General features: G+C 56.4%; 20 protein-coding genes and 4 tRNA genes. All 24 read left to right on the forward strand.

Features of this window, described 5'->3' with window-relative positions; translation table 11 throughout:
• Nucleotides 1-176: 176 nt before the first annotated feature.
• The 24 genes from birA (at nt 177) to rplB (ending at nt 22,888) form a co-directional block, all read left to right on the forward strand.
• The gene (gene birA / locus HX866_RS16270) at nt 177-1,136 is read left to right on the forward strand and encodes a bifunctional biotin--[acetyl-CoA-carboxylase] ligase/biotin operon repressor BirA (RefSeq protein WP_177140111.1); all 960 of its coding nucleotides are present in this window, start codon (nt 177-179) and stop codon (nt 1,134-1,136) included.
• Nucleotides 1,137-1,226: 90 nt separating this feature from the next.
• Nucleotides 1,227-1,673 carry an SPOR domain-containing protein gene (locus tag HX866_RS16275; protein ID WP_177095574.1) on the forward strand — a complete coding sequence of 149 codons (447 nt, stop codon included), beginning with the start codon at nt 1,227-1,229 and terminating at the stop codon, nt 1,671-1,673.
• A 142-nt stretch (nt 1,674-1,815) separates the two neighbouring features.
• Nucleotides 1,816-1,900 (forward strand) — tRNA-Tyr (locus tag HX866_RS16280).
• Between the two features lie 25 nt (nt 1,901-1,925).
• Nucleotides 1,926-1,999, forward strand: a tRNA-Gly gene (locus HX866_RS16285).
• A 26-nt stretch (nt 2,000-2,025) separates the two neighbouring features.
• Nucleotides 2,026-2,101 (forward strand) — tRNA-Thr (locus HX866_RS16290).
• 85 nt (nt 2,102-2,186) lie between these two features.
• The gene (gene tuf / locus HX866_RS16295; RefSeq protein WP_177095576.1) at nt 2,187-3,380 is read left to right on the forward strand and encodes an elongation factor Tu; all 1,194 of its coding nucleotides are present in this window, start codon (nt 2,187-2,189) and stop codon (nt 3,378-3,380) included.
• A 54-nt stretch (nt 3,381-3,434) separates the two neighbouring features.
• Nucleotides 3,435-3,510 (forward strand) — tRNA-Trp (locus tag HX866_RS16300).
• 45 nt (nt 3,511-3,555) lie between these two features.
• A complete protein-coding gene (secE, locus tag HX866_RS16305) occupies nt 3,556-3,924 on the forward strand; it encodes a preprotein translocase subunit SecE (protein WP_177095578.1) in 369 nt (122 codons plus the stop codon).
• Nucleotides 3,925-3,933: 9 nt separating this feature from the next.
• A complete protein-coding gene (gene nusG / locus HX866_RS16310) occupies nt 3,934-4,467 on the forward strand; it encodes a transcription termination/antitermination protein NusG (RefSeq protein ID WP_003186097.1) in 534 nt (177 codons plus the stop codon).
• Between the two features lie 117 nt (nt 4,468-4,584).
• Nucleotides 4,585-5,016 carry a 50S ribosomal protein L11 gene (gene rplK, locus HX866_RS16315; RefSeq protein ID WP_003176435.1) on the forward strand — a complete coding sequence of 144 codons (432 nt, stop codon included), beginning with the start codon at nt 4,585-4,587 and terminating at the stop codon, nt 5,014-5,016.
• Nucleotides 5,016-5,711 carry a 50S ribosomal protein L1 gene (gene rplA / locus HX866_RS16320; protein WP_177095580.1) on the forward strand — a complete coding sequence of 232 codons (696 nt, stop codon included), beginning with the start codon at nt 5,016-5,018 and terminating at the stop codon, nt 5,709-5,711. The genes rplK and rplA overlap by 1 nt, the downstream gene beginning before the upstream one ends.
• A gap of 200 nt (nt 5,712-5,911) precedes the next feature.
• Complete coding sequence (gene rplJ, locus HX866_RS16325) at nt 5,912-6,412, forward strand: 50S ribosomal protein L10 (protein ID WP_177095582.1); 501 nt, start codon at nt 5,912-5,914, stop codon at nt 6,410-6,412.
• 78 nt (nt 6,413-6,490) lie between these two features.
• Nucleotides 6,491-6,856 (forward strand): 50S ribosomal protein L7/L12, encoded by a 366-nt coding sequence (rplL, locus tag HX866_RS16330; protein ID WP_177095584.1) that lies wholly within the window; start codon nt 6,491-6,493, stop codon nt 6,854-6,856.
• Nucleotides 6,857-7,076: 220 nt separating this feature from the next.
• On the forward strand, nt 7,077-11,150 hold the full coding sequence (gene rpoB, locus HX866_RS16335; protein ID WP_177095587.1) for a DNA-directed RNA polymerase subunit beta: 4,074 nt from the start codon (nt 7,077-7,079) through the stop codon (nt 11,148-11,150).
• 64 nt (nt 11,151-11,214) lie between these two features.
• Nucleotides 11,215-15,414, forward strand: coding sequence for a DNA-directed RNA polymerase subunit beta' (rpoC, locus tag HX866_RS16340; protein WP_177095588.1), 4,200 nt, complete (start codon nt 11,215-11,217; stop codon nt 15,412-15,414).
• 218 nt (nt 15,415-15,632) lie between these two features.
• Entirely contained in the window at nt 15,633-16,004 is a 372-nt protein-coding gene (rpsL, locus tag HX866_RS16345) for a 30S ribosomal protein S12 (protein ID WP_003186084.1), read from the forward strand.
• Nucleotides 16,005-16,124: 120 nt separating this feature from the next.
• Nucleotides 16,125-16,595: a 30S ribosomal protein S7 gene (gene rpsG, locus HX866_RS16350; RefSeq protein ID WP_103495381.1), complete on the forward strand. Its 471-nt coding sequence runs from the start codon at nt 16,125-16,127 to the stop codon at nt 16,593-16,595.
• A 30-nt stretch (nt 16,596-16,625) separates the two neighbouring features.
• A complete protein-coding gene (fusA, locus tag HX866_RS16355) occupies nt 16,626-18,728 on the forward strand; it encodes an elongation factor G (protein WP_177095590.1) in 2,103 nt (700 codons plus the stop codon).
• A gap of 30 nt (nt 18,729-18,758) precedes the next feature.
• Entirely contained in the window at nt 18,759-19,952 is a 1,194-nt protein-coding gene (tuf, locus tag HX866_RS16360) for an elongation factor Tu (protein ID WP_177095592.1), read from the forward strand.
• Nucleotides 19,953-20,110: 158 nt separating this feature from the next.
• The gene (gene rpsJ / locus HX866_RS16365) at nt 20,111-20,422 is read left to right on the forward strand and encodes a 30S ribosomal protein S10 (RefSeq protein ID WP_003186070.1); all 312 of its coding nucleotides are present in this window, start codon (nt 20,111-20,113) and stop codon (nt 20,420-20,422) included.
• An 80-nt stretch (nt 20,423-20,502) separates the two neighbouring features.
• Nucleotides 20,503-21,138 carry a 50S ribosomal protein L3 gene (gene rplC / locus HX866_RS16370; RefSeq protein WP_177095594.1) on the forward strand — a complete coding sequence of 212 codons (636 nt, stop codon included), beginning with the start codon at nt 20,503-20,505 and terminating at the stop codon, nt 21,136-21,138.
• A 12-nt stretch (nt 21,139-21,150) separates the two neighbouring features.
• On the forward strand, nt 21,151-21,753 hold the full coding sequence (rplD, locus tag HX866_RS16375) for a 50S ribosomal protein L4 (RefSeq protein WP_177095595.1): 603 nt from the start codon (nt 21,151-21,153) through the stop codon (nt 21,751-21,753).
• Nucleotides 21,750-22,049: a 50S ribosomal protein L23 gene (rplW, locus tag HX866_RS16380; RefSeq protein ID WP_002555488.1), complete on the forward strand. Its 300-nt coding sequence runs from the start codon at nt 21,750-21,752 to the stop codon at nt 22,047-22,049. The genes rplD and rplW overlap by 4 nt, the downstream gene beginning before the upstream one ends.
• 14 nt (nt 22,050-22,063) lie before the next feature.
• On the forward strand, nt 22,064-22,888 hold the full coding sequence (rplB, locus tag HX866_RS16385; RefSeq protein ID WP_103495383.1) for a 50S ribosomal protein L2: 825 nt from the start codon (nt 22,064-22,066) through the stop codon (nt 22,886-22,888).
• Nucleotide 22,889: the final 1 nt, after the last annotated feature.

Genomic DNA, 22,889 nt, shown 5'->3' on the forward strand with positions numbered 1-22,889 from the left:
GATAGCGGCAGGGAGAGCACCGCAAGGTTCAAGGGCTCCATCGCGAGCAAGCTCGCTCCTACAAATCGGTGTGTACACCGCAAGGCTATCGTCGTGCCTGGCTTGCCGCTTGTAGCTTGTAGCTTGTAGCTGCCCTCATGGCTATCATGCCAACCTCATTGTGAGTCGAGACCTGCATGCTGACGTTGTTGAAACTCCTCAAAGATGGTCGATTCCACTCCGGACAAGCGCTGGGGGCGGCGTTGGGTGTCAGTCGCAGCGCTGTCTGGAAGCAGCTCCAACAGTTGGAGGCTGAGTTCGGGCTGGTTATCCATAAAGTCCGTGGTCGGGGTTACCAGCTGGCCAATCCGCTGGTGCTGCTGAGCGAGCAGGAGATAGCGGCTGCAGCGCCTTCGACCCCATGGCCTGTTCACGTCTACCACAGCATCGACTCAACCAATGCCGAGGCACTGCGCCTGGTAGAGAGGGGCGCGGTTGCCCCCTTTATCGTCACTTCGGAGCGACAGACCGCGGGGCGAGGGCGTAGGGGGCGGCAGTGGGTCAGTCCGTTCGCGGAAAACATCTATTACAGTCTGTTGCTCAGGATCGAAGGCGGCATGCGCCAGTTGGAAGGCCTGAGTCTGGTGGTTGGCCTGGCCGTTTTGAGCGCATTGCGTGAGCTGGGCATCGCCCGGGCGGGGTTGAAGTGGCCAAACGACGTTCTGGTCGACAACAAGAAGATCGCCGGCATCCTGCTCGAGCTGGTTGGTGATCCGGCGGATGTCTGTCATGTCGTGCTGGGGGTGGGGATCAACGTCAATATGCAGGTGGCCGAGCAGGTGGACCAGCTATGGACATCGGCCCGCCTGGAAACCGGTCGCTCGATCGATCGCAACCAACTGATCGCTAGCCTGGGGGAAAAGCTGCGCTTTTACCTGGAGTGGCATCAGTCCTCCGGTTTCGCCGCGATCCAGGCCGAGTGGGAGCAGAACCATCTCTGGCAGGGGCGCAAGGTTGCCCTGGTCGCCGGGGTGAGTCAGGTCGAAGGGATTGTGCTGGGGATCGATCAGCAGGGAGCCTTGCGCTTGCAGGTGGATGGCGTTGAAAAGGTCTTCAGTGGTGGCGAACTCAGCCTGCGCTTGCGCGACGATGCATGAGTTCGAGGTTTAGCAAGGGCTGGGCGCATCGAGTGCCCGACCTGGTATTGATTGGCTTGTTGATGGCGTGTCTGTTCGATTGAGGTTCCTATGCGTTGGTTGTTTCTGTTGTTGCTGGTGCTCAATGGTGTCTATTACGTCTGGCACCAGCAGGAAGCGCCCCTGAGGGCCAAGGAAGTCGCTCCTCTCTCGCTGTACCGCAGCGCTCACCAGGATATCCAGCTGCTGAGCGAATCGGATGGCGCCGGCGGGCGTCGCGCAGTCTCGGCGGCGCCGGAGCGCGAGGGTGATTGTGTCTATCTGGGCGCCGTGGCTCGCCAGGATCTGGCGCAGTCCATCGTGCAGCGCCTCCAGGGCAGCAATATCAAGGCGCGGGCCGGCCAGGTGAATGTGCCGGATTCGGCGGGGTATTGGGTTCGGATCGCTCCCGAAAGCCAGCATTTGCTGGACGATGCCCTGCTGCAGAACCTTGCTAAAGAATTCAATGAGTTAAAACATAAAATAATGCCGTGCGAAGGCATTGCAACTGTCGAATAGTTTGAATAGAATGGCGCCCGCTTCGCAGTGAACACCTCTTGAGGGACTGGCTACGAAGCGGGTCAACGCAGCTAACCTCATAATTTAAATGAGAAAAATGCTTGACAGAAGGTCGACATGGTGTAAAATGTCGGCTCGCTTAGGAGGGGTTCCCGAGCGGCCAAAGGGATCAGACTGTAAATCTGACGTCTACGACTTCGAAGGTTCGAATCCTTCCCCCTCCACCATATTTAAGCGTGAGCTGCAAGCTCCGCGGGTATAGTTTAGTGGTAGAACCTCAGCCTTCCAAGCTGATGATGCGGGTTCGATTCCCGCTACCCGCTCCAAGTTTGCTGTTTGTGCACCGTGTTTCGCTCTTGTAGCTCAGTTGGTAGAGCACACCCTTGGTAAGGGTGAGGTCAGCGGTTCAAATCCGCTCAAGAGCTCCATAACAACAAGGCAGATATGCAAATATCTGCCTTTGTTTTAATGGCTGATGTAGCTTGCTTAATTCTTCTCCTAAGGGTGATTTCGATGGCTAAGGAAAAGTTCGAACGTAACAAGCCGCACGTCAATGTGGGTACTATTGGTCACGTCGACCACGGTAAAACCACCCTGACTGCCGCTCTGACCCGCGTTTGTTCCGAAGTGTTCGGTTCGGCCAAGGTTGACTTCGACAAAATCGATAGCGCCCCGGAAGAGAAAGCTCGCGGTATCACCATCAACACCGCTCACGTTGAATACGATTCGGCCGTGCGTCACTACGCACACGTTGACTGCCCAGGTCACGCCGACTACGTAAAAAACATGATCACCGGTGCTGCGCAGATGGATGGCGCAATTCTGGTTTGCTCGGCCGCTGATGGTCCGATGCCGCAAACCCGTGAGCACATCCTGTTGTCCCGCCAGGTAGGCGTTCCGTACATCGTGGTTTTCCTGAACAAGGCTGACCTGGTAGACGACGCTGAGCTGCTGGAACTGGTTGAGATGGAAGTGCGCGATTTGCTGAGCACTTACGATTTCCCGGGTGACGACACTCCAATCATTATCGGTTCCGCCCGTATGGCGCTGGAAGGTAATGACGAGAACGGCATGGGTACTTCGGCTGTCAAGAAGCTCGTAGAGACTCTGGATAGCTACATTCCCCAGCCTGAGCGCGCAATCGACAAGCCGTTCCTGATGCCGATCGAAGACGTATTCTCGATCTCGGGTCGAGGCACTGTTGTGACTGGTCGTATCGAGCGCGGTATTGTTCGAGTTCAAGATCCGCTGGAAATCGTAGGTCTGCGTGACACTGCTGTCACCACCTGCACTGGCGTTGAAATGTTTCGTAAACTGCTCGACGAAGGTCGTGCAGGTGAAAACTGCGGCGTTCTGCTGCGCGGCACCAAGCGTGATGACGTTGAGCGGGGCCAGGTTCTGGTCAAGCCGGGGTCGGTCAAGCCGCACACCAAGTTCACTGCAGAAGTTTACGTTCTGAGCAAGGAAGAGGGCGGTCGTCATACGCCGTTCTTCAAGGGTTATCGTCCACAGTTCTACTTCCGTACGACTGACGTGACCGGTAACTGCGAGCTGCCGGAAGGCGTTGAGATGGTCATGCCAGGCGACAACATTCAGATGGTTGTCACCCTGATCAAGACCATTGCAATGGAAGATGGCTTGCGTTTCGCGATTCGTGAGGGCGGTCGCACCGTCGGCGCGGGTGTTGTTGCGAAAGTAATCGAATAAGTAGTTGAAATGCCTCTCTCAGGTCGACATAATGGTCGGCCTGATTCAAGTTTTAGGTCAGTAGCTCAATTGGCAGAGCGACGGTCTCCAAAACCGTAGGTTGGGGGTTCGATTCCCTCCTGACCTGCCAGATTCACTCGGTGTGTCTGGCTTTCTTTTCACAGGATCCTCTTAGATGACCTCCAACGTTGAAGCCCAAGGCTCTCGCTTCGATCTTCTCAAGTGGCTCGTCGTAGTCGCTTTGGTGGTGATTGGTGTTGTTGGCAACCAGTACTATCATGGTTCGCCGATCCTGTACCGCGTACTGGCTCTGCTTGTCATCGCTGCTGTAGCTGCCTTTGTAGGCCTGCAGACCGCGAAAGGCAAGTCGTTCTTCGTACTGGCAAAGGAAGCTCGTACCGAGATTCGTAAAGTCGTATGGCCGACTCGCCAAGAAACCACGCAGACCACGCTGATCGTGGTGGCTGTTGTTCTGGTAATGGCGTTGCTGTTGTGGGGGCTCGATTCCCTGCTCGGCTGGCTTGTTTCCTCGATTGTAGGCTAAGGGTGTCCCGTGGCTAAGCGTTGGTACGTTGTGCATGCTTACTCGGGTTACGAGAAGCATGTTATGCGCTCGTTGGTCGAGCGTGTGAAGCTGGCAGGCATGGAAGATGGCTTCGGCGAAATTCTGGTCCCTACTGAAGAAGTAGTGGAAATGCGTAACGGCCAGAAGCGCAAGAGTGAGCGTAAATTCTTCCCTGGCTACGTGCTGGTGCAGATGGATATGAACGAGGGTACTTGGCACTTGGTCAAGGACACACCTCGGGTGATGGGTTTCATCGGCGGTACCGCCGACAAGCCTGCACCGATCACCGACAAAGAAGCAGAAGCGATTCTGCGTCGTGTCGCTGATGGCAGCGACAAGCCGAAGCCGAAGACGCTCTTCGAGCCAGGTGAAGTCGTGCGTGTTACCGATGGTCCGTTCGCTGATTTCAACGGCACCGTCGAAGAGGTCAACTACGAAAAGAGCCGCATCCAGGTGGCCGTGCTCATTTTCGGACGCTCTACTCCGGTAGAGTTGGAGTTTAGCCAGGTCGAAAAGGTCTAGCTGAACAAGCATCCCAACCCCACAGTCCAAGGCTGTGGGGTTTTGTCGTCACTGGGATAAACGCGCAAGTAACCGGGGAGCCTTTCGAGGCGTTCGAACCCGTAATTGGAGTGCCTCATGGCCAAGAAGATTACCGCTTACATCAAGCTGCAAGTGAAGGCCGCTCAGGCCAACCCTAGCCCACCCGTCGGTCCAGCTCTGGGTCAGCACGGCGTGAACATCATGGAATTCTGCAAGGCCTTCAACGCCCGTACTCAGGGTCTTGAGCCAGGTCTGCCGACTCCAGTGATCATCACTGTATACAGCGACCGTAGCTTCACTTTCGAAACCAAGTCGACCCCGGCTTCGGTTCTGTTGAAGAAAGCTGCTGGTCTGACTAGCGGTTCCGCTCGTCCTAACACCGTTAAGGTTGGCACCGTGACCCGTGCTCAGCTGGAAGAAATCGCGAAAACCAAAAACGCGGATCTGACTGCAGCTGATATGGATGCAGCCGTGCGTACCATCGCCGGCTCTGCTCGTAGCATGGGCCTTAACGTGGAGGGTGTGTAATGGCTAAGCTGACCAAGCGCCAAAAGGCTATCGCCGGCAAAATCGAAGCAGGCAAGGCCTACAACTTTGTAGAAGCCGCCGCTCTGCTGGCTGAGCTGTCGACTGTCAAGTTCAGCGAGTCGTTTGACGTTGCTGTAAACCTGGGCGTTGACCCACGTAAATCCGACCAGGTCGTACGTAGCGCTACCGTGCTGCCACACGGCACTGGCAAGACCGTTCGCGTTGCCGTGTTCACCCAGGGTCCAGCTGCTGAAGCTGCTCTGGCTGCCGGCGCCGATCGCGTTGGTATGGACGACCTGGCTGCCGAAATGAAAGGCGGCGACCTGAACTATGACGTCGTTATTGCTTCCCCGGACGCAATGCGTGTTGTAGGTCAACTGGGTCAGATCCTCGGTCCACGTGGTCTGATGCCTAACCCGAAAGTCGGCACCGTAACGCCAGACGTCGCCACCGCGGTGAAAAACGCCAAGGCTGGTCAGGTCCGTTATCGCACCGACAAGAACGGTATCATCCACACCTCCGTTGGCAAGATCGGCTTCGATGCCGTCAAGCTGAAGGAAAACGTTGAAGCCCTGATCGCTGACCTGAAGCGTATCAAGCCAGCTTCCTCGAAAGGTATCTACGTCAAGCGCGTTACCCTGAGCACCACCATGGGTCCAGGCCTGGTCATCGACCAGAGCTCCCTGGAAGCGTAAGACGCGTATTGGCGCAAGCGATTGCGCCAATCGAAAAAAATTGGGGTCCCTGCCTGGCGGGGGCTATCCAAGACCGTAGGCGGCGCAAGTCTTAAACCTCAAGCCTACGCAGATGGTGCTCCCGGTTCCTTACCGAATCAGACACCAAAACGACATCCGGCTTCGGCCAGATGAAACGGTAACAAGCAGGAGTTAAACCCGTGGCAATTAAACTCGAAGACAAGAAGGCCATCGTCGCTGAAGTCAACGAGGCTGCCAAAGTCGCTCTGTCCGCTGTCGTGGCTGATGCCCGTGGCGTAACAGTAGGCGCGATGACCGGACTCCGTAAAGAGGCCCGCGAAGCTGGCGTATACGTACGTGTCGTACGTAACACCCTGCTCAAGCGCGCTGTTGAAGGCACCGAGTACTCGGTCCTCAACGACGTGTTCAAAGGCCCGACCCTGATTGCTTTCTCCAAGGAACACCCGGGCGCTGCTGCTCGTCTGTTCAAAGAGTTCGCAAAGGGTCAGGACAAGTTCGAGATCAAGGCAGCTGCGTTCGAGGGCAAGTTCCTCGCAGCAAATCAGATCGACGTACTGGCAACCTTGCCGACCCGTGACGAAGCAATCTCCCAGCTGATGAGCGTGATTCAAGGCGCTACCAGCAAGTTGGCTCGTACTCTGGCGGCTATTCGCGACCAGAAAGAAGCCGTTGCAGCCTAAGGCTGAGCACTTCTTTTCGCGTATTTTTGTTTATTTCGATGGTCGCGTAGGCCGTCCCCCAATTCAGGAAATACAGTAATGTCTATCTCCCAAGAAGATATCCTCAACGCCGTAGCTGAAATGTCGGTTCTGCAGGTTGTTGAGCTGATCAAAGCTTTCGAAGAAAAATTCGGCGTGACCGCTGCTGCTGCTTCGGCAGGTCCTGCTGCTGCTGCCGCTGTTGTTGAAGAGCAAACTGAATTCAACGTCATGCTGCTGGAAGCTGGCGAGAAGAAAGTTAACGTGATCAAGGCAGTACGTGAACTGACCGGTCTGGGCCTGAAAGAAGCCAAGGCTGTAGTTGACGGCGCTCCTGCGCTGGTTCTGGAAGCTGTTGCCAAAGACGCAGCTGACAAAGCCAAAGCAACACTGGAAGAAGCTGGCGCTAAAGTCGAGCTGAAGTAAGCTTTGACTTTGCGTCTCCAGCCCGAGCGTTAAGCGACAGGCTGATGGCTGGTGGCTCTTGCCACCGGCCTTTTTCCGTTATTGGCAGCCGGCTCGGCCGGCGCCTCTAACGTGCTTCAACCACCCGATGCGGTGGCGCAGACCATGGGGTCTGCACGATTTTCTGGCTGCTCCCGTCGGGAGAGGCCAAACAAGCAGGTGACCAAGCTGGGGAACGCTGATGGCTTACTCATATACTGAGAAAAAACGTATCCGCAAGGACTTTAGCAAGTTGCCGGACGTCATGGACGTACCGTACCTCTTGGCTATCCAGCTGGATTCGTATCGCGAATTCTTGCAGGCGGGCGCGACCAAGGACCAGTTCCGTGACGTCGGTCTGCATGCGGCCTTCAAATCCGTTTTCCCGATCATCAGCTACTCCGGCAACGCTGCTCTGGAGTACGTTGGCTATCGTTTGGGCGAACCGGCCTTCGATGTCAAGGAATGCGTATTGCGCGGCGTGACCTATGCGGTTCCGCTGCGGGTGAAAGTGCGCCTGATCATTTTCGACAAAGAATCGTCGAACAAAGCGATCAAGGACATCAAAGAGCAAGAAGTCTACATGGGTGAAATCCCCCTGATGACTGAAAACGGTACCTTCGTTATCAACGGTACCGAGCGTGTGATCGTTTCCCAGCTGCACCGTTCGCCGGGCGTGTTCTTCGACCACGACCGCGGCAAGACGCACAGCTCCGGCAAACTGCTGTACTCCGCGCGGATCATTCCTTACCGCGGTTCGTGGTTGGACTTCGAGTTCGACCCGAAAGACTGCGTCTTCGTGCGTATCGACCGTCGTCGCAAGCTGCCGGCTTCCGTGCTGCTGCGCGCACTGGGTTACGCCACCGAAGAAGTGCTGGACGCGTTCTACACCACCAACGTTTTCCACGTGAAGGGCGAAACCCTGAGCCTGGAACTGGTGCCTCAGCGTCTGCGCGGTGAAATCGCCGTCCTCGATATCCTCGATGACAAAGGCAAAGTGATTGTCGAGCAGGGTCGTCGTATTACCGCTCGCCACATCAACCAGCTGGAAAAGGCCGCGATCAAAGAGCTGGACGTGCCTCTGGACTACGTCCTGGGCCGCACGACCGCCAAGGTCATCGTGCACCCGGCTACCGGCGAAATCCTGGCTGAATGCAACACCGAGCTGAACACCGAGATCCTGGCGAAAATCGCCAAGGCCCAGGTTGTTCGCATCGAAACGCTGTACACCAACGACATCGACTGCGGTCCGTTCATCTCCGACACGCTGAAGATCGACTCCACCAGCAACCAACTGGAAGCGCTGGTCGAGATCTATCGCATGATGCGTCCTGGTGAGCCGCCGACCAAGGATGCCGCCGAAACCCTGTTCAACAACCTGTTCTTCAGCCCTGAGCGCTATGACCTGTCTGCGGTCGGCCGGATGAAGTTCAACCGTCGTATCGGTCGTACCGAGATCGAAGGTTCGGGCGTACTGAACAAGGACGATATCGTCGCGGTCCTCAAGACCCTGGTCGACATCCGTAACGGCAAAGGCATCGTCGATGACATCGACCACCTGGGTAACCGTCGTGTTCGCTGCGTAGGCGAAATGGCCGAGAACCAGTTCCGTGTTGGCCTGGTACGCGTTGAGCGTGCGGTCAAGGAACGTCTGTCGATGGCTGAAAGCGAAGGCCTGATGCCGCAAGACCTGATCAACGCCAAGCCAGTGGCTGCGGCGGTGAAAGAGTTCTTCGGTTCCAGCCAGCTGTCGCAGTTCATGGACCAGAACAACCCGCTGTCCGAGATCACCCACAAGCGTCGTGTCTCCGCACTCGGCCCTGGTGGTCTGACCCGTGAACGCGCAGGCTTTGAAGTCCGTGACGTACACCCGACGCACTACGGTCGTGTTTGCCCGATCGAAACGCCGGAAGGTCCGAACATCGGTCTGATCAACTCCCTGGCCGCCTATGCGCGCACCAACCAGTACGGCTTCCTCGAGAGCCCGTACCGTGTGGTGAAAGACGCCCTGGTCACCGACGAGATCGTGTTCCTGTCCGCCATTGAAGAGGCCGATCACGTGATCGCCCAGGCTTCGGCGACCATGAACGAGCAGAAAGTGCTGATCGACGAGCTGGTGGCCGTACGTCACCTGAACGAGTTCACCGTCAAGGCGCCGGAAGACGTCACCCTGATGGACGTTTCGCCGAAGCAGGTTGTTTCGGTTGCAGCGTCGCTGATCCCGTTCCTCGAGCACGACGACGCCAACCGTGCGTTGATGGGTTCCAACATGCAGCGTCAGGCTGTACCGACCCTGCGTGCCGACAAGCCGCTGGTAGGTACCGGCATGGAGCGCAACGTTGCCCGTGACTCCGGCGTTTGCGTCGTGGCTCGTCGTGGCGGCGTGATCGACTCCGTCGATGCCAGCCGTATCGTGGTTCGTGTTGCCGATGACGAAGTTGAAACTGGCGAAGCCGGTGTCGACATCTACAACCTGACCAAATACACCCGCTCGAACCAGAACACCTGCATCAACCAGCGTCCGCTGGTGCGCAAGGGTGATCGCGTTCAGCGTAGCGACATCATGGCCGACGGCCCGTCCACCGACATGGGTGAGCTGGCGCTGGGTCAGAACATGCGCATCGCCTTCATGGCATGGAACGGCTTCAACTTCGAAGACTCCATCTGCCTGTCGGAACGCGTTGTTCAGGAAGACCGTTTCACCACGATCCACATCCAGGAACTGACCTGTGTGGCGCGTGACACCAAGCTTGGGCCAGAGGAAATCACTGCAGACATCCCGAACGTGGGTGAAGCTGCACTGAACAAACTGGACGAAGCCGGTATCGTCTACGTCGGTGCCGAAGTCGGCCCGGGCGACATCCTGGTCGGCAAGGTCACTCCGAAAGGCGAGACCCAACTGACTCCGGAAGAAAAACTGCTGCGTGCGATCTTCGGTGAGAAGGCCAGCGACGTCAAAGACACCTCCCTGCGTGTACCGACCGGTACCAAGGGCACCGTCATCGACGTACAGGTCTTCACCCGTGATGGCGTCGAGCGCGACACCCGCGCGCTGTCCATCGAGAAGAGCCAGCTCGACGAGATCCGCAAGGACCTCAACGAAGAGTTCCGCATCGTTGAAGGCGCGACCTTCGAACGTCTGCGCTCCGCGCTGGTTGGCCACAAGGCCGAAGGTGGTGCTGGCCTGAAGAAAGGTCAGGAAATCACCGACGAAGTGCTCGATGGTCTTGAGCACGGCCAGTGGTTCAAACTGCGCATGGCTGAAGACGCGCTGAACGAGCAACTCGAGAAGGCCCAGGCCTACATCGTTGATCGTCGCCGTCTGCTGGACGACAAGTTCGAAGACAAGAAGCGCAAGCTGCAGCAAGGCGATGACCTGGCTCCGGGCGTACTGAAGATCGTCAAGGTCTACCTGGCAATCCGTCGTCGCATCCAGCCAGGCGACAAGATGGCCGGTCGTCACGGTAACAAGGGTGTGGTCTCCGTGATCATGCCGGTTGAAGACATGCCGCACGATGCCTATGGCACCCCGGTCGACGTCGTCCTCAACCCGCTGGGCGTACCTTCGCGTATGAACGTTGGTCAGATCCTCGAAACCCACCTGGGCCTCGCGGCCAAAGGTCTGGGCGAGAAGATCAACCGTATGATCGAGGAGCAACGCAAGGTCGCTGACCTGCGTAAGTTCCTGCACGAGATCTACAACGAGATCGGCGGTCGTAACGAGGACCTGGACAGCTTCTCCGACCAGGAAATCCTCGACTTGGCGCACAACCTCAAAGCTGGTGTGCCAATGGCCACCCCAGTGTTCGACGGTGCCAAGGAAGTTGAAATCAAGGCCATGCTGAAACTGGCAGACCTGCCGGAAAGCGGCCAGATGCAACTGTTCGATGGTCGTACCGGCAACAAGTTCGAGCGTCCGGTTACCGTTGGCTACATGTACATGCTGAAGCTGAACCACTTGGTAGACGACAAGATGCACGCTCGTTCTACCGGTTCGTACAGCCTGGTTACCCAGCAGCCGCTGGGTGGTAAGGCGCAGTTCGGTGGTCAGCGTTTCGGGGAGATGGAGGTCTGGGCGCTGGAAGCTTACGGCGCGGCATACACTCTGCAAGAAATGCTCACAGTGAAGTCGGACGATGTGAACGGTCGGACCAAGATGTACAAAAACATCGTGGACGGCGATCACCGTATGGAGCCGGGCATGCCCGAGTCCTTCAACGTGTTGATCAAGGAAATTCGTTCCCTCGGCATCGATATCGATCTGGAAACCGAATAACACGTGACGCGAATCGAGAGCGGGGCTGTACTGCCCGCTCTCTGCTCCGCCAGGAGGAAAGGCCTTGAAAGACCTACTGAATTTGCTGAAAAACCAGGGTCAAGTCGAAGAGTTCGACGCCATCCGTATCGGATTGGCATCGCCTGAGATGATCCGTTCGTGGTCGTTCGGTGAAGTTAAAAAACCGGAAACCATCAACTACCGTACGTTCAAACCTGAGCGTGACGGCCTGTTCTGCGCCAAGATCTTTGGCCCGGTCAAGGATTACGAGTGCCTGTGCGGTAAGTACAAGCGCTTGAAGCACCGCGGTGTGATCTGCGAGAAGTGCGGCGTTGAAGTCGCCCTGGCCAAAGTTCGTCGTGAGCGCATGGCGCACATCGAACTGGCTTCGCCGGTTGCCCACATCTGGTTCCTGAAGTCCCTGCCAAGCCGTATCGGTTTGCTGATGGACATGACCCTGCGTGATATCGAACGCGTTCTCTATTTCGAGAGCTACGTCGTGATCGACCCGGGCATGACCACCCTTGAAAAAGGCCAGCTGCTGAACGACGAGCAGTACTTCGAAGCCCTCGAAGAGTTCGGTGATGACTTCGACGCCCGCATGGGTGCTGAAGCCGTCCGCGAACTGCTGCACGCGATCGACCTGGAACACGAGATTGGCCGTCTGCGCGAAGAAATTCCGCAAACCAACTCCGAAACCAAGATCAAAAAGCTGTCCAAGCGTCTGAAGTTGATGGAAGCCTTCCAGGGTTCCGGCAACCTGCCAGAGTGGATGGTGCTGACCGTTCTGCCGGTTCTGCCGCCAGACCTGCGTCCACTGGTTCCGCTTGATGGCGGTCGCTTCGCGACTTCCGACCTCAACGATCTGTATCGTCGAGTGATCAACCGTAACAACCGTTTGAAGCGCCTGCTGGACCTGTCCGCGCCTGACATCATCGTGCGCAACGAAAAGCGCATGCTGCAGGAAGCTGTGGATGCCCTGCTGGACAACGGTCGTCGCGGTCGCGCCATTACCGGTTCGAACAAGCGTCCTCTGAAATCCCTGGCTGACATGATCAAGGGTAAGCAAGGTCGTTTCCGTCAGAACTTGCTCGGTAAGCGCGTTGACTACTCGGGTCGTTCGGTAATTACCGTAGGTCCGACCCTGCGTCTGCACCAGTGCGGTCTGCCGAAGAAGATGGCCCTCGAGCTGTTCAAACCGTTCATTTTCGGCAAGCTGGAAATGCGTGGTCTCGCGACCACCATCAAAGCGGCCAAGAAAATGGTCGAGCGCGAACTGCCAGAGGTTTGGGACGTTCTCGCTGAAGTGATTCGCGAACACCCAGTGCTCCTCAACCGTGCACCGACCCTTCACCGTCTGGGTATCCAGGCGTTTGAACCGGTACTGATCGAAGGTAAGGCTATCCAGCTGCACCCTCTGGTCTGTGCTGCGTACAACGCCGACTTCGACGGCGACCAAATGGCCGTGCACGTACCGCTGACGCTGGAAGCCCAGTTGGAAGCGCGTGCGTTGATGATGTCGACCAACAACATCCTGTCGCCAGCCAACGGTGAGCCAATCATCGTTCCGTCGCAGGACGTTGTATTGGGTCTGTACTACATGACCCGTGAAGCGATCAACGCCAAGGGCGAAGGTCGTATCTTTGCGGACCTGCAGGAAGTCGACCGCGTATTCCGCGCCGGCGAAGCTGCACTGCACGCCAAGATCAAGGTTCGTATCAACGAAACCGTAAACGATCGTGACGGTGGCAGCGTGAGCGGCACCCGTATCGTCGACACCACTGTCGGCCGTGCGCTGCTGTTCCAGGTGGTTCCAAAAGGTCTGTCGTTCGACGTCGTCAACCTGCCGATGAAGAAAAAGGCGATCTCCAAGCTGATCAACCAGTGCTACCGCGTGGTTGGTTTGAAAGAGACCGTGATCTTCGCTGACCAGTTGATGTACACCGGTTTTGCCTATTCGACCATTTCCGGCGTTTCCATCGGTGTTAACGACTTCGTTATCCCGGATGAAAAAGCCCGCATCATCGGTGCTGCTACCGACGAAGTGAAAGAGATCGAAAGTCAGTACGCCTCCGGCCTGGTTACCCAGGGCGAGAAGTACAACAAAGTGATCGACTTGTGGTCCAAGGCGAACGACGAAGTGTCCAAGGCAATGATGGCCAACCTCTCGAAAGAGAAGGTCATCGACCGTCATGGCGACGAAGTCGACCAGGAATCCTTCAACTCGATGTACATGATGGCTGACTCGGGTGCGCGGGGTTCCGCAGCCCAGATCCGTCAGTTGGCCGGTATGCGTGGCCTGATGGCCAAGCCGGACGGCTCCATCATCGAGACGCCGATCACCGCGAACTTCCGTGAAGGTCTGAGCGTACTCCAGTACTTCATCTCCACGCACGGTGCTCGTAAGGGTCTTGCGGATACCGCGTTGAAAACCGCGAACTCCGGTTACCTGACCCGTCGTCTGGTAGACGTGGCGCAGGATCTGGTGGTGACCGAAGTCGACTGTGGCACTGAGCAAGGCTTGCTCATGACGCCGCACATCGAAGGCGGTGACGTTGTAGAGCCGTTGGGTGAGCGCGTTCTGGGTCGAGTGATCGCCCGTGACGTCTTCAAGCCGGGCACCGAGGAAGTTATCGTTCCTGCCGGCACCCTGGTTGACGAGAAGTGGGTTGAATTCATCGAGCTGAACAGCATCGACGAAGTCATCGTGCGCTCGCCAATCAGCTGCGAAACCCGTTATGGCATCTGCGCCAAGTGCTACGGCCGTGACTTGGCTCGTGGTCACCAGGTGAACATCGGTGAAGCGGTCGGCGTTATCGCTGCCCAGTCCATCGGTGAGCCGGGTACCCAGCTGACCATGCGTACGTTCCACATCGGTGGTGCGGCAAGCCGGACCTCCGCAGCCGACAGCGTTCAGGTGAAGAATGGCGGTACCGTCCGTCTGCACAACCTGAAACACGTTGAGCGTGTGGATGGCCACCTGGTTGCGGTGTCCCGTTCCGGTGAGCTGGCGATTGCCGACGACTACGGTCGTGAGCGCGAGCGCTACAAGCTGCCGTACGGTGCCGTGATTTCGGTTAAAGAAGGTGACAAGGTCGACGCTGGCGCAATCGTGGCCAAGTGGGATCCGCACACTCACCCAATCGTTACCGAAATGAAAGGTACCGTGACCTACGTGGGCATGGAAGAAGGCATCACGATCAAGCGTCAGACTGACGAATTGACCGGTATGACCAACATTGAAGTACTCGACGCCAAAGACCGTCCAGCTGCCGGTAAAGATATCCGTCCTGCTGTGAAGATGGTTGATGACAACGGCAAGGATCTCTTGCTGCCGGGTACCGACGTAATTGCTCAGTACTTCCTGCCTGCCAACGCCCTGGTCGGTGTGGCGGACGGTGCGAAAATCGCGATCGGTGATGTTATCGCGCGTATTCCGCAGGAAACTTCGAAGACCCGTGACATCACCGGTGGTCTGCCGCGTGTTGCCGACTTGTTCGAAGCTCGTCGTCCGAAAGAAGCCTCGATTCTGGCTGAAGTCAGCGGCACCATCGCGTTCGGTAAAGAGACCAAAGGCAAGCGCCGCCTGGTCATTACCCCGAACGACGGTAGCGATCCGTATGAAGAGCTGATTCCGAAGTGGCGTCACCTGAACGTCTTCGAAGGCGAACAAGTGAACCGCGGCGAAGTTATCTCCGACGGTCCAAGCGATCCACACGACATCCTGCGTCTGCTGGGTGTGAGTGCGCTGGCCAAGTACATCGTTAACGAGATCCAGGACGTTTATCGTCTGCAAGGCGTGAAGATCAACGACAAGCACATCGAGACCATCCTGCGTCAGATGCTGCGTAAAGTTGAAATCGCTGAATCCGGCGACTCGACTTTCATCAAGGGCGACCAGATGGAGTTGACTCACGTTCTGGTAGAGAACGAGCGTTTGGCGGGCGACGACAAGTTCGTTTCCAAGTTCACTCGCGTTCTGCTGGGTATCACCAAGGCGTCGTTGTCGACCGAATCGTTCATCTCGGCGGCCTCTTTCCAAGAGACCACCCGTGTACTGACCGAAGCGGCCGTTACCGGCAAGCGCGATTACCTGCGCGGCCTGAAAGAAAACGTGGTTGTGGGTCGTCTGATCCCAGCCGGTACCGGTCTGGCCTATCACAGCGAGCGCAAGCGTCGTCGTGAACTGGACAAACCGTTGCGCGTAAGCGCCAGTGAAGTGGAAGCTGCACTGACCGAAGCGCTGAACTCTAGCGGTAACTGAGTTCTGCGGTAGTGAGAACAAGGCCCTGGTAGCCTCCGCCAAGGCCATCGCGACATTTTTTGTTGCGATGGTCGGTGTGAGGAGATCGGGGCCTTGTCTTGACTGGGGACAAGATCCTCTTTAGACTCTTGTACCCCTAAATTTGGCGGGAATTCGTTCCTGCCATTTTGCTTTTCTTGCAAGACAATAGCGTCGCAAGACAACAGTGGAGCTAGTAGATGGCAACTATCAACCAGCTGGTACGTCAGCCGCGTAAGCGTATCGTCGAGAAATCCGACGTACCTGCGCTGCAGAACTGCCCGCAACGTCGTGGCGTGTGCACCCGTGTGTACACCACCACGCCGAAAAAACCTAACTCGGCACTGCGTAAAGTATGCCGTGTGCGCCTGACCAACGGTTTCGAGGTTTCCTCGTACATCGGTGGTGAAGGTCACAACCTGCAAGAGCACAGCGTGGTCCTGATTCGTGGTGGTCGTGTAAAAGACTTGCCAGGTGTTCGTTACCACACCGTTCGCGGCTCCCTGGATACCTCCGGCGTCAAAGGTCGTAACCAAGGTCGTTCGAAATACGGTACCAAGCGTCCGAAGTAATCGGCCGTTTGTTGCAGTAACTGATTTTTATTTTTTTGAGTCGATAAGAGTAAGGTCGGGCGTACATCCACTGGGTGTCATGTTCCCGGGCTAACCTGAAGACCGTTTGAGGGCTTATCAATGCCAAGACGTCGTGTAGCAGCCAAGCGTGAGATTCTGGACGATCCGAAATACGGTAGCCAGATTCTCGCCAAATTCATGAACCACGTGATGGAAAGCGGCAAAAAAGCCGTGGCCGAACGTATCGTTTATGGTGCTCTGGAAAAAGTTAAAGAGCGCAAGAACGCCGACCCCCTGGAACTCTTCGAGAAAGCACTCGACGCCATCGCTCCGCTGGTCGAAGTGAAGTCGCGCCGTGTAGGCGGTGCTACTTACCAGGTTCCGGTCGAAGTTCGTCCGTCCCGTCGTAACGCTTTGGCAATGCGCTGGTTGGTAGACTTCGCCCGCAAGCGCGGCGAGAAGTCCATGGCTCTGCGTTTGGCTGGCGAACTGTTGGACGCCGCTGAAGGTAAAGGTGCTGCAGTTAAGAAGCGTGAAGACGTGCACCGTATGGCTGAAGCCAACAAGGCTTTCTCGCACTACCGCTTCTAATTTTAGCGTCACTCAATTTGCGAGGGCTTTATGGCTCGTACAACCGATATTAAACGCTACCGTAACATTGGTATCGTTGCTCACGTGGACGCGGGTAAAACCACGACCACTGAGCGCGTCCTGTTTTACACGGGCGTAAACCACAAAATGGGCGAGGTGCATGACGGCGCCGCGACCATGGACTGGATGGTGCAGGAGCAGGAGCGGGGTATTACCATTACCTCCGCTGCTACCACCGCATTCTGGGAAGGTTCTGCCAAGCAGTTTCCCAAGCACCGCTTCAACATCATCGATACCCCCGGCCACGTTGACTTCACCATTGAAGTAGAGCGTTCGCTGCGCGTACTCGACGGTGCGGTCGTTGTGTTCTGCGGTACTTCCGGTGTCGAGCCTCAGTCTGAAACCGTATGGCGTCAAGCCAACAAATACGGTGTTCCACGTCTCGTTTACGTGAACAAGATGGACCGTGCCGGTGCTAACTTCCTGCGTGTTGTTGCGCAGATCAAGCAGCGCCTGGGTCACACTCCGGTGCCTATCCAGTTGGCTATCGGTTCCGAAGACAACTTCCAGGGTCAGATCGATCTGATGTCCATGGAAGCGGTCTACTGGGACGACGCTGACAAAGGTATGGCTGCTCGTCGCGAGGCTATCCCTGCTGAACTGCAGGAATTGGCTGAAGAGTGGCGTGGCAACATGGTCGAGGCTGCTGCCGAAGCCAACGAAGAGCTGATGAACAAGTACCTCGAGGGCGAAGAGCTCTCCATCGAGGAAATCAAGGGCGCTCTGCGTCAGCGGACCATCGCTGGCGAAATCGTTCTGGCTGTTTGCGGTTCTTCCTTCAAGAACAAGGGTGTTCCCCTGGTTCTCGACGCTGTTATCGACTACCTGCCTGCACCTGTCGACATTCCTGCCATCAAGGGTTCCGACCCGGATGACGAGACTATCGCCATGGAGCGTCATGCAGACGACAGCGAACCGTTCTCCGCTCTGGCGTTCAAAATCGCCACTGACCCATTCGTGGGTACCCTGACCTTCGCTCGCGTTTACTCGGGCGTGTTGAGCTCCGGCGACGGCGTGATCAACTCGGTCAAGGGCAAGAAAGAGCGCGTGGGTCGTATGGTGCAGATGCATGCCAACACCCGTGAAGAGATCAAGGAAGTACGCGCTGGCGACATCGCGGCCCTGATCGGCATGAAGGACGTCACCACCGGTGACACCCTGTGCTCTGCTGACAAGCCAATCATCCTGGTTCGTATGGACTTCCCGGAGCCGGTTATTTCGGTTGCCGTTGAGCCCAAGACCAAGGATGACCAGGAAAAAATGGGTATCGCTCTGGGCAAACTTGCTCAGGAAGACCCGTCTTTCCGCGTCAAAACCGACGAAGAGACTGGTCAAACGATCATCTCGGGTATGGGTGAGTTGCACCTGGACATTCTGGTTGACCGCATGCGCCGCGAGTTCAACGTAGAAGCCAACATCGGTAAACCGCAAGTTTCTTATCGTGAGAAAATCACCAAGAACTGCGAAATCGAAGGCAAGTTCGTTCGTCAGTCCGGCGGTCGTGGCCAGTTCGGCCATTGCTGGATCCGTTTTGCTCCTGCTGACGAAGGTCAGGAAGGTCTGCAATTCGTGAACGAAGTAGTAGGCGGTGTGGTTCCTAAGGAATACATCCCGGCTATCCAGAAGGGTATCGAAGAGCAGATGAAGAACGGCGTTGTTGCCGGCTATCCGCTGATCGGCCTGAAGGCTACTGTGTTCGATGGCTCTTACCACGACGTCGACTCCAACGAGATGGCGTTCAAGGTGGCTGCTTCCATGGCGACCAAGCAACTCGCGTCCAAGGGCGGCGGTGTTGTACTTGAGCCGATCATGAAGGTAGAAGTTGTAACACCTGAGGATTACATGGGCGACGTGATGGGTGACTTGAACCGTCGTCGTGGTCTGATCCAGGGTATGGAAGATACGGTCTCCGGCAAGGTTATCCGCGCTGAAGTACCGTTGGGCGAAATGTTCGGTTATGCGACTGATGTTCGTTCCATGTCCCAGGGTCGCGCGAGCTACTCTATGGAATTCTCCAAATACTCCGAAGCTCCGAACAACATTGTCGAAGCTCTCGTTAAAAAACAAGGCTGATTCAGCCCTTTAGGCTAGGAGTTAATTGTCGTGGCTAAAGAAAAATTTGATCGTTCCCTCCCGCACGTCAACGTTGGCACCATCGGTCACGTCGACCACGGTAAAACCACGCTGACCGCTGCTCTGACTCGTGTTTGCTCCGAGGTTTTCGGTTCGGCTGTTGTTGATTTCGATAAAATCGACAGCGCGCCAGAAGAAAAAGCTCGTGGTATCACCATCAACACCGCTCACGTTGAATACAACTCGGCGATCCGTCACTACGCTCACGTTGACTGCCCGGGTCACGCTGACTATGTGAAGAACATGATCACCGGTGCTGCCCAGATGGACGGCGCTATCCTGGTTTGCTCGGCCGCCGATGGTCCGATGCCACAAACCCGTGAGCACATCCTGCTGTCCCGTCAGGTTGGCGTTCCGTACATCGTGGTCTTCCTGAACAAGGCTGACCTGGTAGACGACGCAGAGCTGCTGGAACTGGTTGAGATGGAAGTGCGCGATCTGCTGAGCACTTACGACTTCCCAGGTGATGACACTCCAATCATCATCGGTTCGGCCCGTATGGCGCTGGAAGGCAAAGACGACAACGAGATGGGCACCACTGCCGTCAAGAAACTGGTTGAAACTCTGGATAGCTACATCCCAGAGCCAGTACGTCTGACCGACAAGCCGTTCCTGATGCCAATCGAAGACGTATTCTCGATATCGGGTCGCGGTACTGTTGTGACTGGTCGTATCGAGCGCGGTATCGTCAAGGTTCAGGATCCACTGGAAATCGTTGGTCTGCGTGACACTACCGTCACCACCTGCACCGGTGTTGAAATGTTCCGTAAACTGCTCGACGAAGGTCGTGCAGGCGAGAACTGCGGCGTTCTGCTGCGTGGTACCAAGCGTGACGACGTTGAGCGTGGCCAGGTTCTGGTCAAGCCAGGTTCGGTCAAGCCGCACACCAAGTTCACCGCAGAAGTTTACGTTCTGAGCAAGGAAGAAGGCGGCCGTCATACTCCGTTCTTCAAAGGCTACCGTCCACAGTTCTACTTCCGGACTACTGACGTGACCGGTAACTGCGAACTGCCAGAAGGCGTTGAAATGGTAATGCCAGGTGATAACATCCAAATGGTTGTTACCCTGATCAAAACCATCGCGATGGAAGACGGCCTGCGTTTCGCTATCCGTGAAGGCGGTCGTACCGTCGGCGCTGGCGTCGTAGCCAAAATCATCGAGTAAGCTTCTCTTTTGAGCTAGCTTCGATGCTTTGAAAAAACCCTCGCCTCGCGGGGGTTTTTTTATTAGGTTGACACCCATCTGGGGCGTCTATAGAATTGCGCCTCCTTTTAACGGGCGTATTGCGCTCGGTGGGAATAGCAGCCGGAGTCTGAAATCCAATGCAAAATCAGCAAATCCGTATCAGGTTGAAGGCTTTTGACCATCGCCTGATCGACCAATCCACCCAGGAAATCGTGGAAACCGCGAAACGTACTGGTGCTCAAGTGCGTGGTCCAATTCCACTGCCTACCCGTAAAGAGCGGTTCACCGTTCTGGTCTCCCCGCACGTCAACAAAGACGCGCGCGACCAGTACGAGATCCGTACTCATAAGCGTGTTCTGGACATCGTCCAGCCAACGGATAAAACCGTTGATGCGCTGATGAAGCTTGATCTTGCGGCAGGTGTGGAAGTGCAGATCAGCCTCGGCTAAGACTCGGTCTTAGTCGTGTAACGCTCTGAAATGGGCGGCCATAGCGGGTGAAAGCCCCGTACACTCATGAGGTTTACAACATGACTATTGGTGTAGTCGGTCGTAAATGCGGTATGACCCGTATTTTCACCGAAGAAGGTGTCTCCATTCCGGTTACGGTCATTGAGATCGAACCGAATCGCGTCACCCAGTTCAAAACTGAAGAAACCGATGGCTATCGTGCAGTGCAAGTCACTGTCGGCGAGCGTCGTGCTTCGCGTGTTACAGCTGCTCAAGCTGGCCACTTCGCTAAAGCGAACGTTGCCGCTGGTCGCACTGTCCTGGAATTCCGTCTTGAAGACGGCGAATACCAGGCTGGCGATCTGATCAACGCTGAAATCTTCGCCGCTGGTCAACTGGTTGATGTAACCGGTCAGTCCAAGGGTAAAGGCTTCCAGGGTACGATCAAGCGCTGGAACTTCCGCGGGCAAGATAATACCCACGGTAACTCCGTGTCCCACCGCGTTCCAGGCTCTATCGGCCAGTGCCAGACTCCTGGTCGTGTATTCAAGGGCAAAAAAATGTCCGGTCATATGGGCGCTGAGCGCGTGACCGTGCAGTCCCTCGAAGTAGTGCGCGTGGACGCTGAACGCAATCTGTTGTTGGTCAAGGGCGCTGTTCCTGGCGCTACTGGCGGCAACCTGGTTGTACGTCCAGCAGCCAAGGCTCGCGGTTAAGGGGAAGCTGACATGCAATTAAATGTAAATGACGCTCAAGCGATCGAAGTTTCCGAACTGACGTTCGGCGGCGAGTTCAACGAGACGCTGGTTCACCAAGCAGTCGTGGCCTACATGGCCGGCGGCCGTCAAGGCACCAAGCAGCAAAAGACCCGTTCCGACGTTCGTGGTGGCGGTAAGCGCCCATGGCGTCAGAAAGGTACTGGCCGTGCTCGTGCCGGTACTATCCGTAGCCCAATCTGGCGTGGCGGCGGTACCACTTTCGCAGCTCGTCCACAGGATCACTCCCAGAAGCTGAACAAGAAGATGTATCGCGCAGCAATGCGTTCCATCCTTGCTGAGCTGGTGCGTACTGATCGTCTGGTCGTGGTTCAGGATTTCGCTGTTGAAACACCGAAAACCAAAGACCTGCTGAACAAGCTGACTGACATGAGTCTGACCGACGTTCTGATCGTGTCTGACGCTGTTGATCAGAACCTGTACCTGGCTGCTCGTAACCTGCCACACGTTGATGTCCGTGACGTGCAAGGTTCCGATCCAGTTAGTCTGATCGCATACGACAAGGTGTTGATCACCGTGTCGGCCGTGAAGAAATTCGAGGAGCTGCTGGGATGAACCAGGAACGCGTATTTAAAGTTCTGCTTGGCCCGCACGTTTCCGAGAAGGCTACGGTCCTGGCAGACAAGAAAGGCCAGTTCGTTTTCAAAGTTGCGACTGACGCAACCAAGCTGGAAATCAAGAAGGCCGTCGAAAGCCTGTTCAGCGTGAAAGTAGAGCGTGTGACTACCCTGAACGTTCTGGGTAAAAGCAAACGCACTGCTCGCGGCCTGGGCAAGCGTAATGACTGGAAGAAGGCAGTTATCTCCCTTCAGCCAGGCCAAGATCTCGATTTCAGCAGCAGTGCTGAGTAAGGAAGGGGTGCATCATGGCAATCGTTAAATGCAAACCGACTTCCCCTGGCCGCCGTTTTGTGGTCAAGGTGGTCAACAAGGAGCTGCATAAAGGCGCTCCTCACGCACCGCTGCTCGAGAAAAAATCGAAGACTGGTGGTCGTAACAACAATGGTCGCATTACCACTCGTCACATCGGTGGTGGCCATAAGCAGCATTATCGTCTGGTCGATTTCCGTCGCAACGACAAAGATGGCATCTCTGCCACTGTCGAGCGTATCGAATACGATCCAAACCGTACTGCTCACATCGCTCTGCTGCTGTACGCAGACGGCGAGCGTCGCTACATCATCGCCCCTAAAGGCGTGAGTGCTGGCGACCAGCTGATCGCAGGCGCTCTGGCTCCAATCAAGCCAGGTAACGCTCTGCAACTGCGCAACATCCCAGTGGGTTCCACCGTACACGGCATCGAACTGAAGCCAGGTAAAGGTGCACAGATCGCTCGTTCCGCTGGTGCTTCGGCTCAGCTGATCGCTCGTGAAGGTGTCTACGTGACCCTGCGTCTGCGCTCCGGTGAAATGCGTAAAGTGCTGTCGGAATGCCGTGCAACGCTGGGCGAAGTCTCGAACTCCGAGCACAGCCTGCGTTCCCTGGGTAAAGCCGGTGCCAAACGCTGGCGTGGCGTTCGCCCAACCGTTCGTGGTGTTGCCATGAACCCGGTTGACCACCCACATGGTGGTGGTGAAGGTCGTACCTCTGGTGGTCGTCATCCGGTATCGCCGTGGGGCTTCCCGACTAAGGGCGCGAAGACTCGTGGTAATAAGCGTACCGACAAAATGATCGTCCGTCGTCGCAAGTAAA

Source organism: Pseudomonas gingeri (genome assembly GCF_013386165.1).
Lineage (GTDB): Bacteria > Pseudomonadota > Gammaproteobacteria > Pseudomonadales > Pseudomonadaceae > Aquipseudomonas > Aquipseudomonas gingeri_C.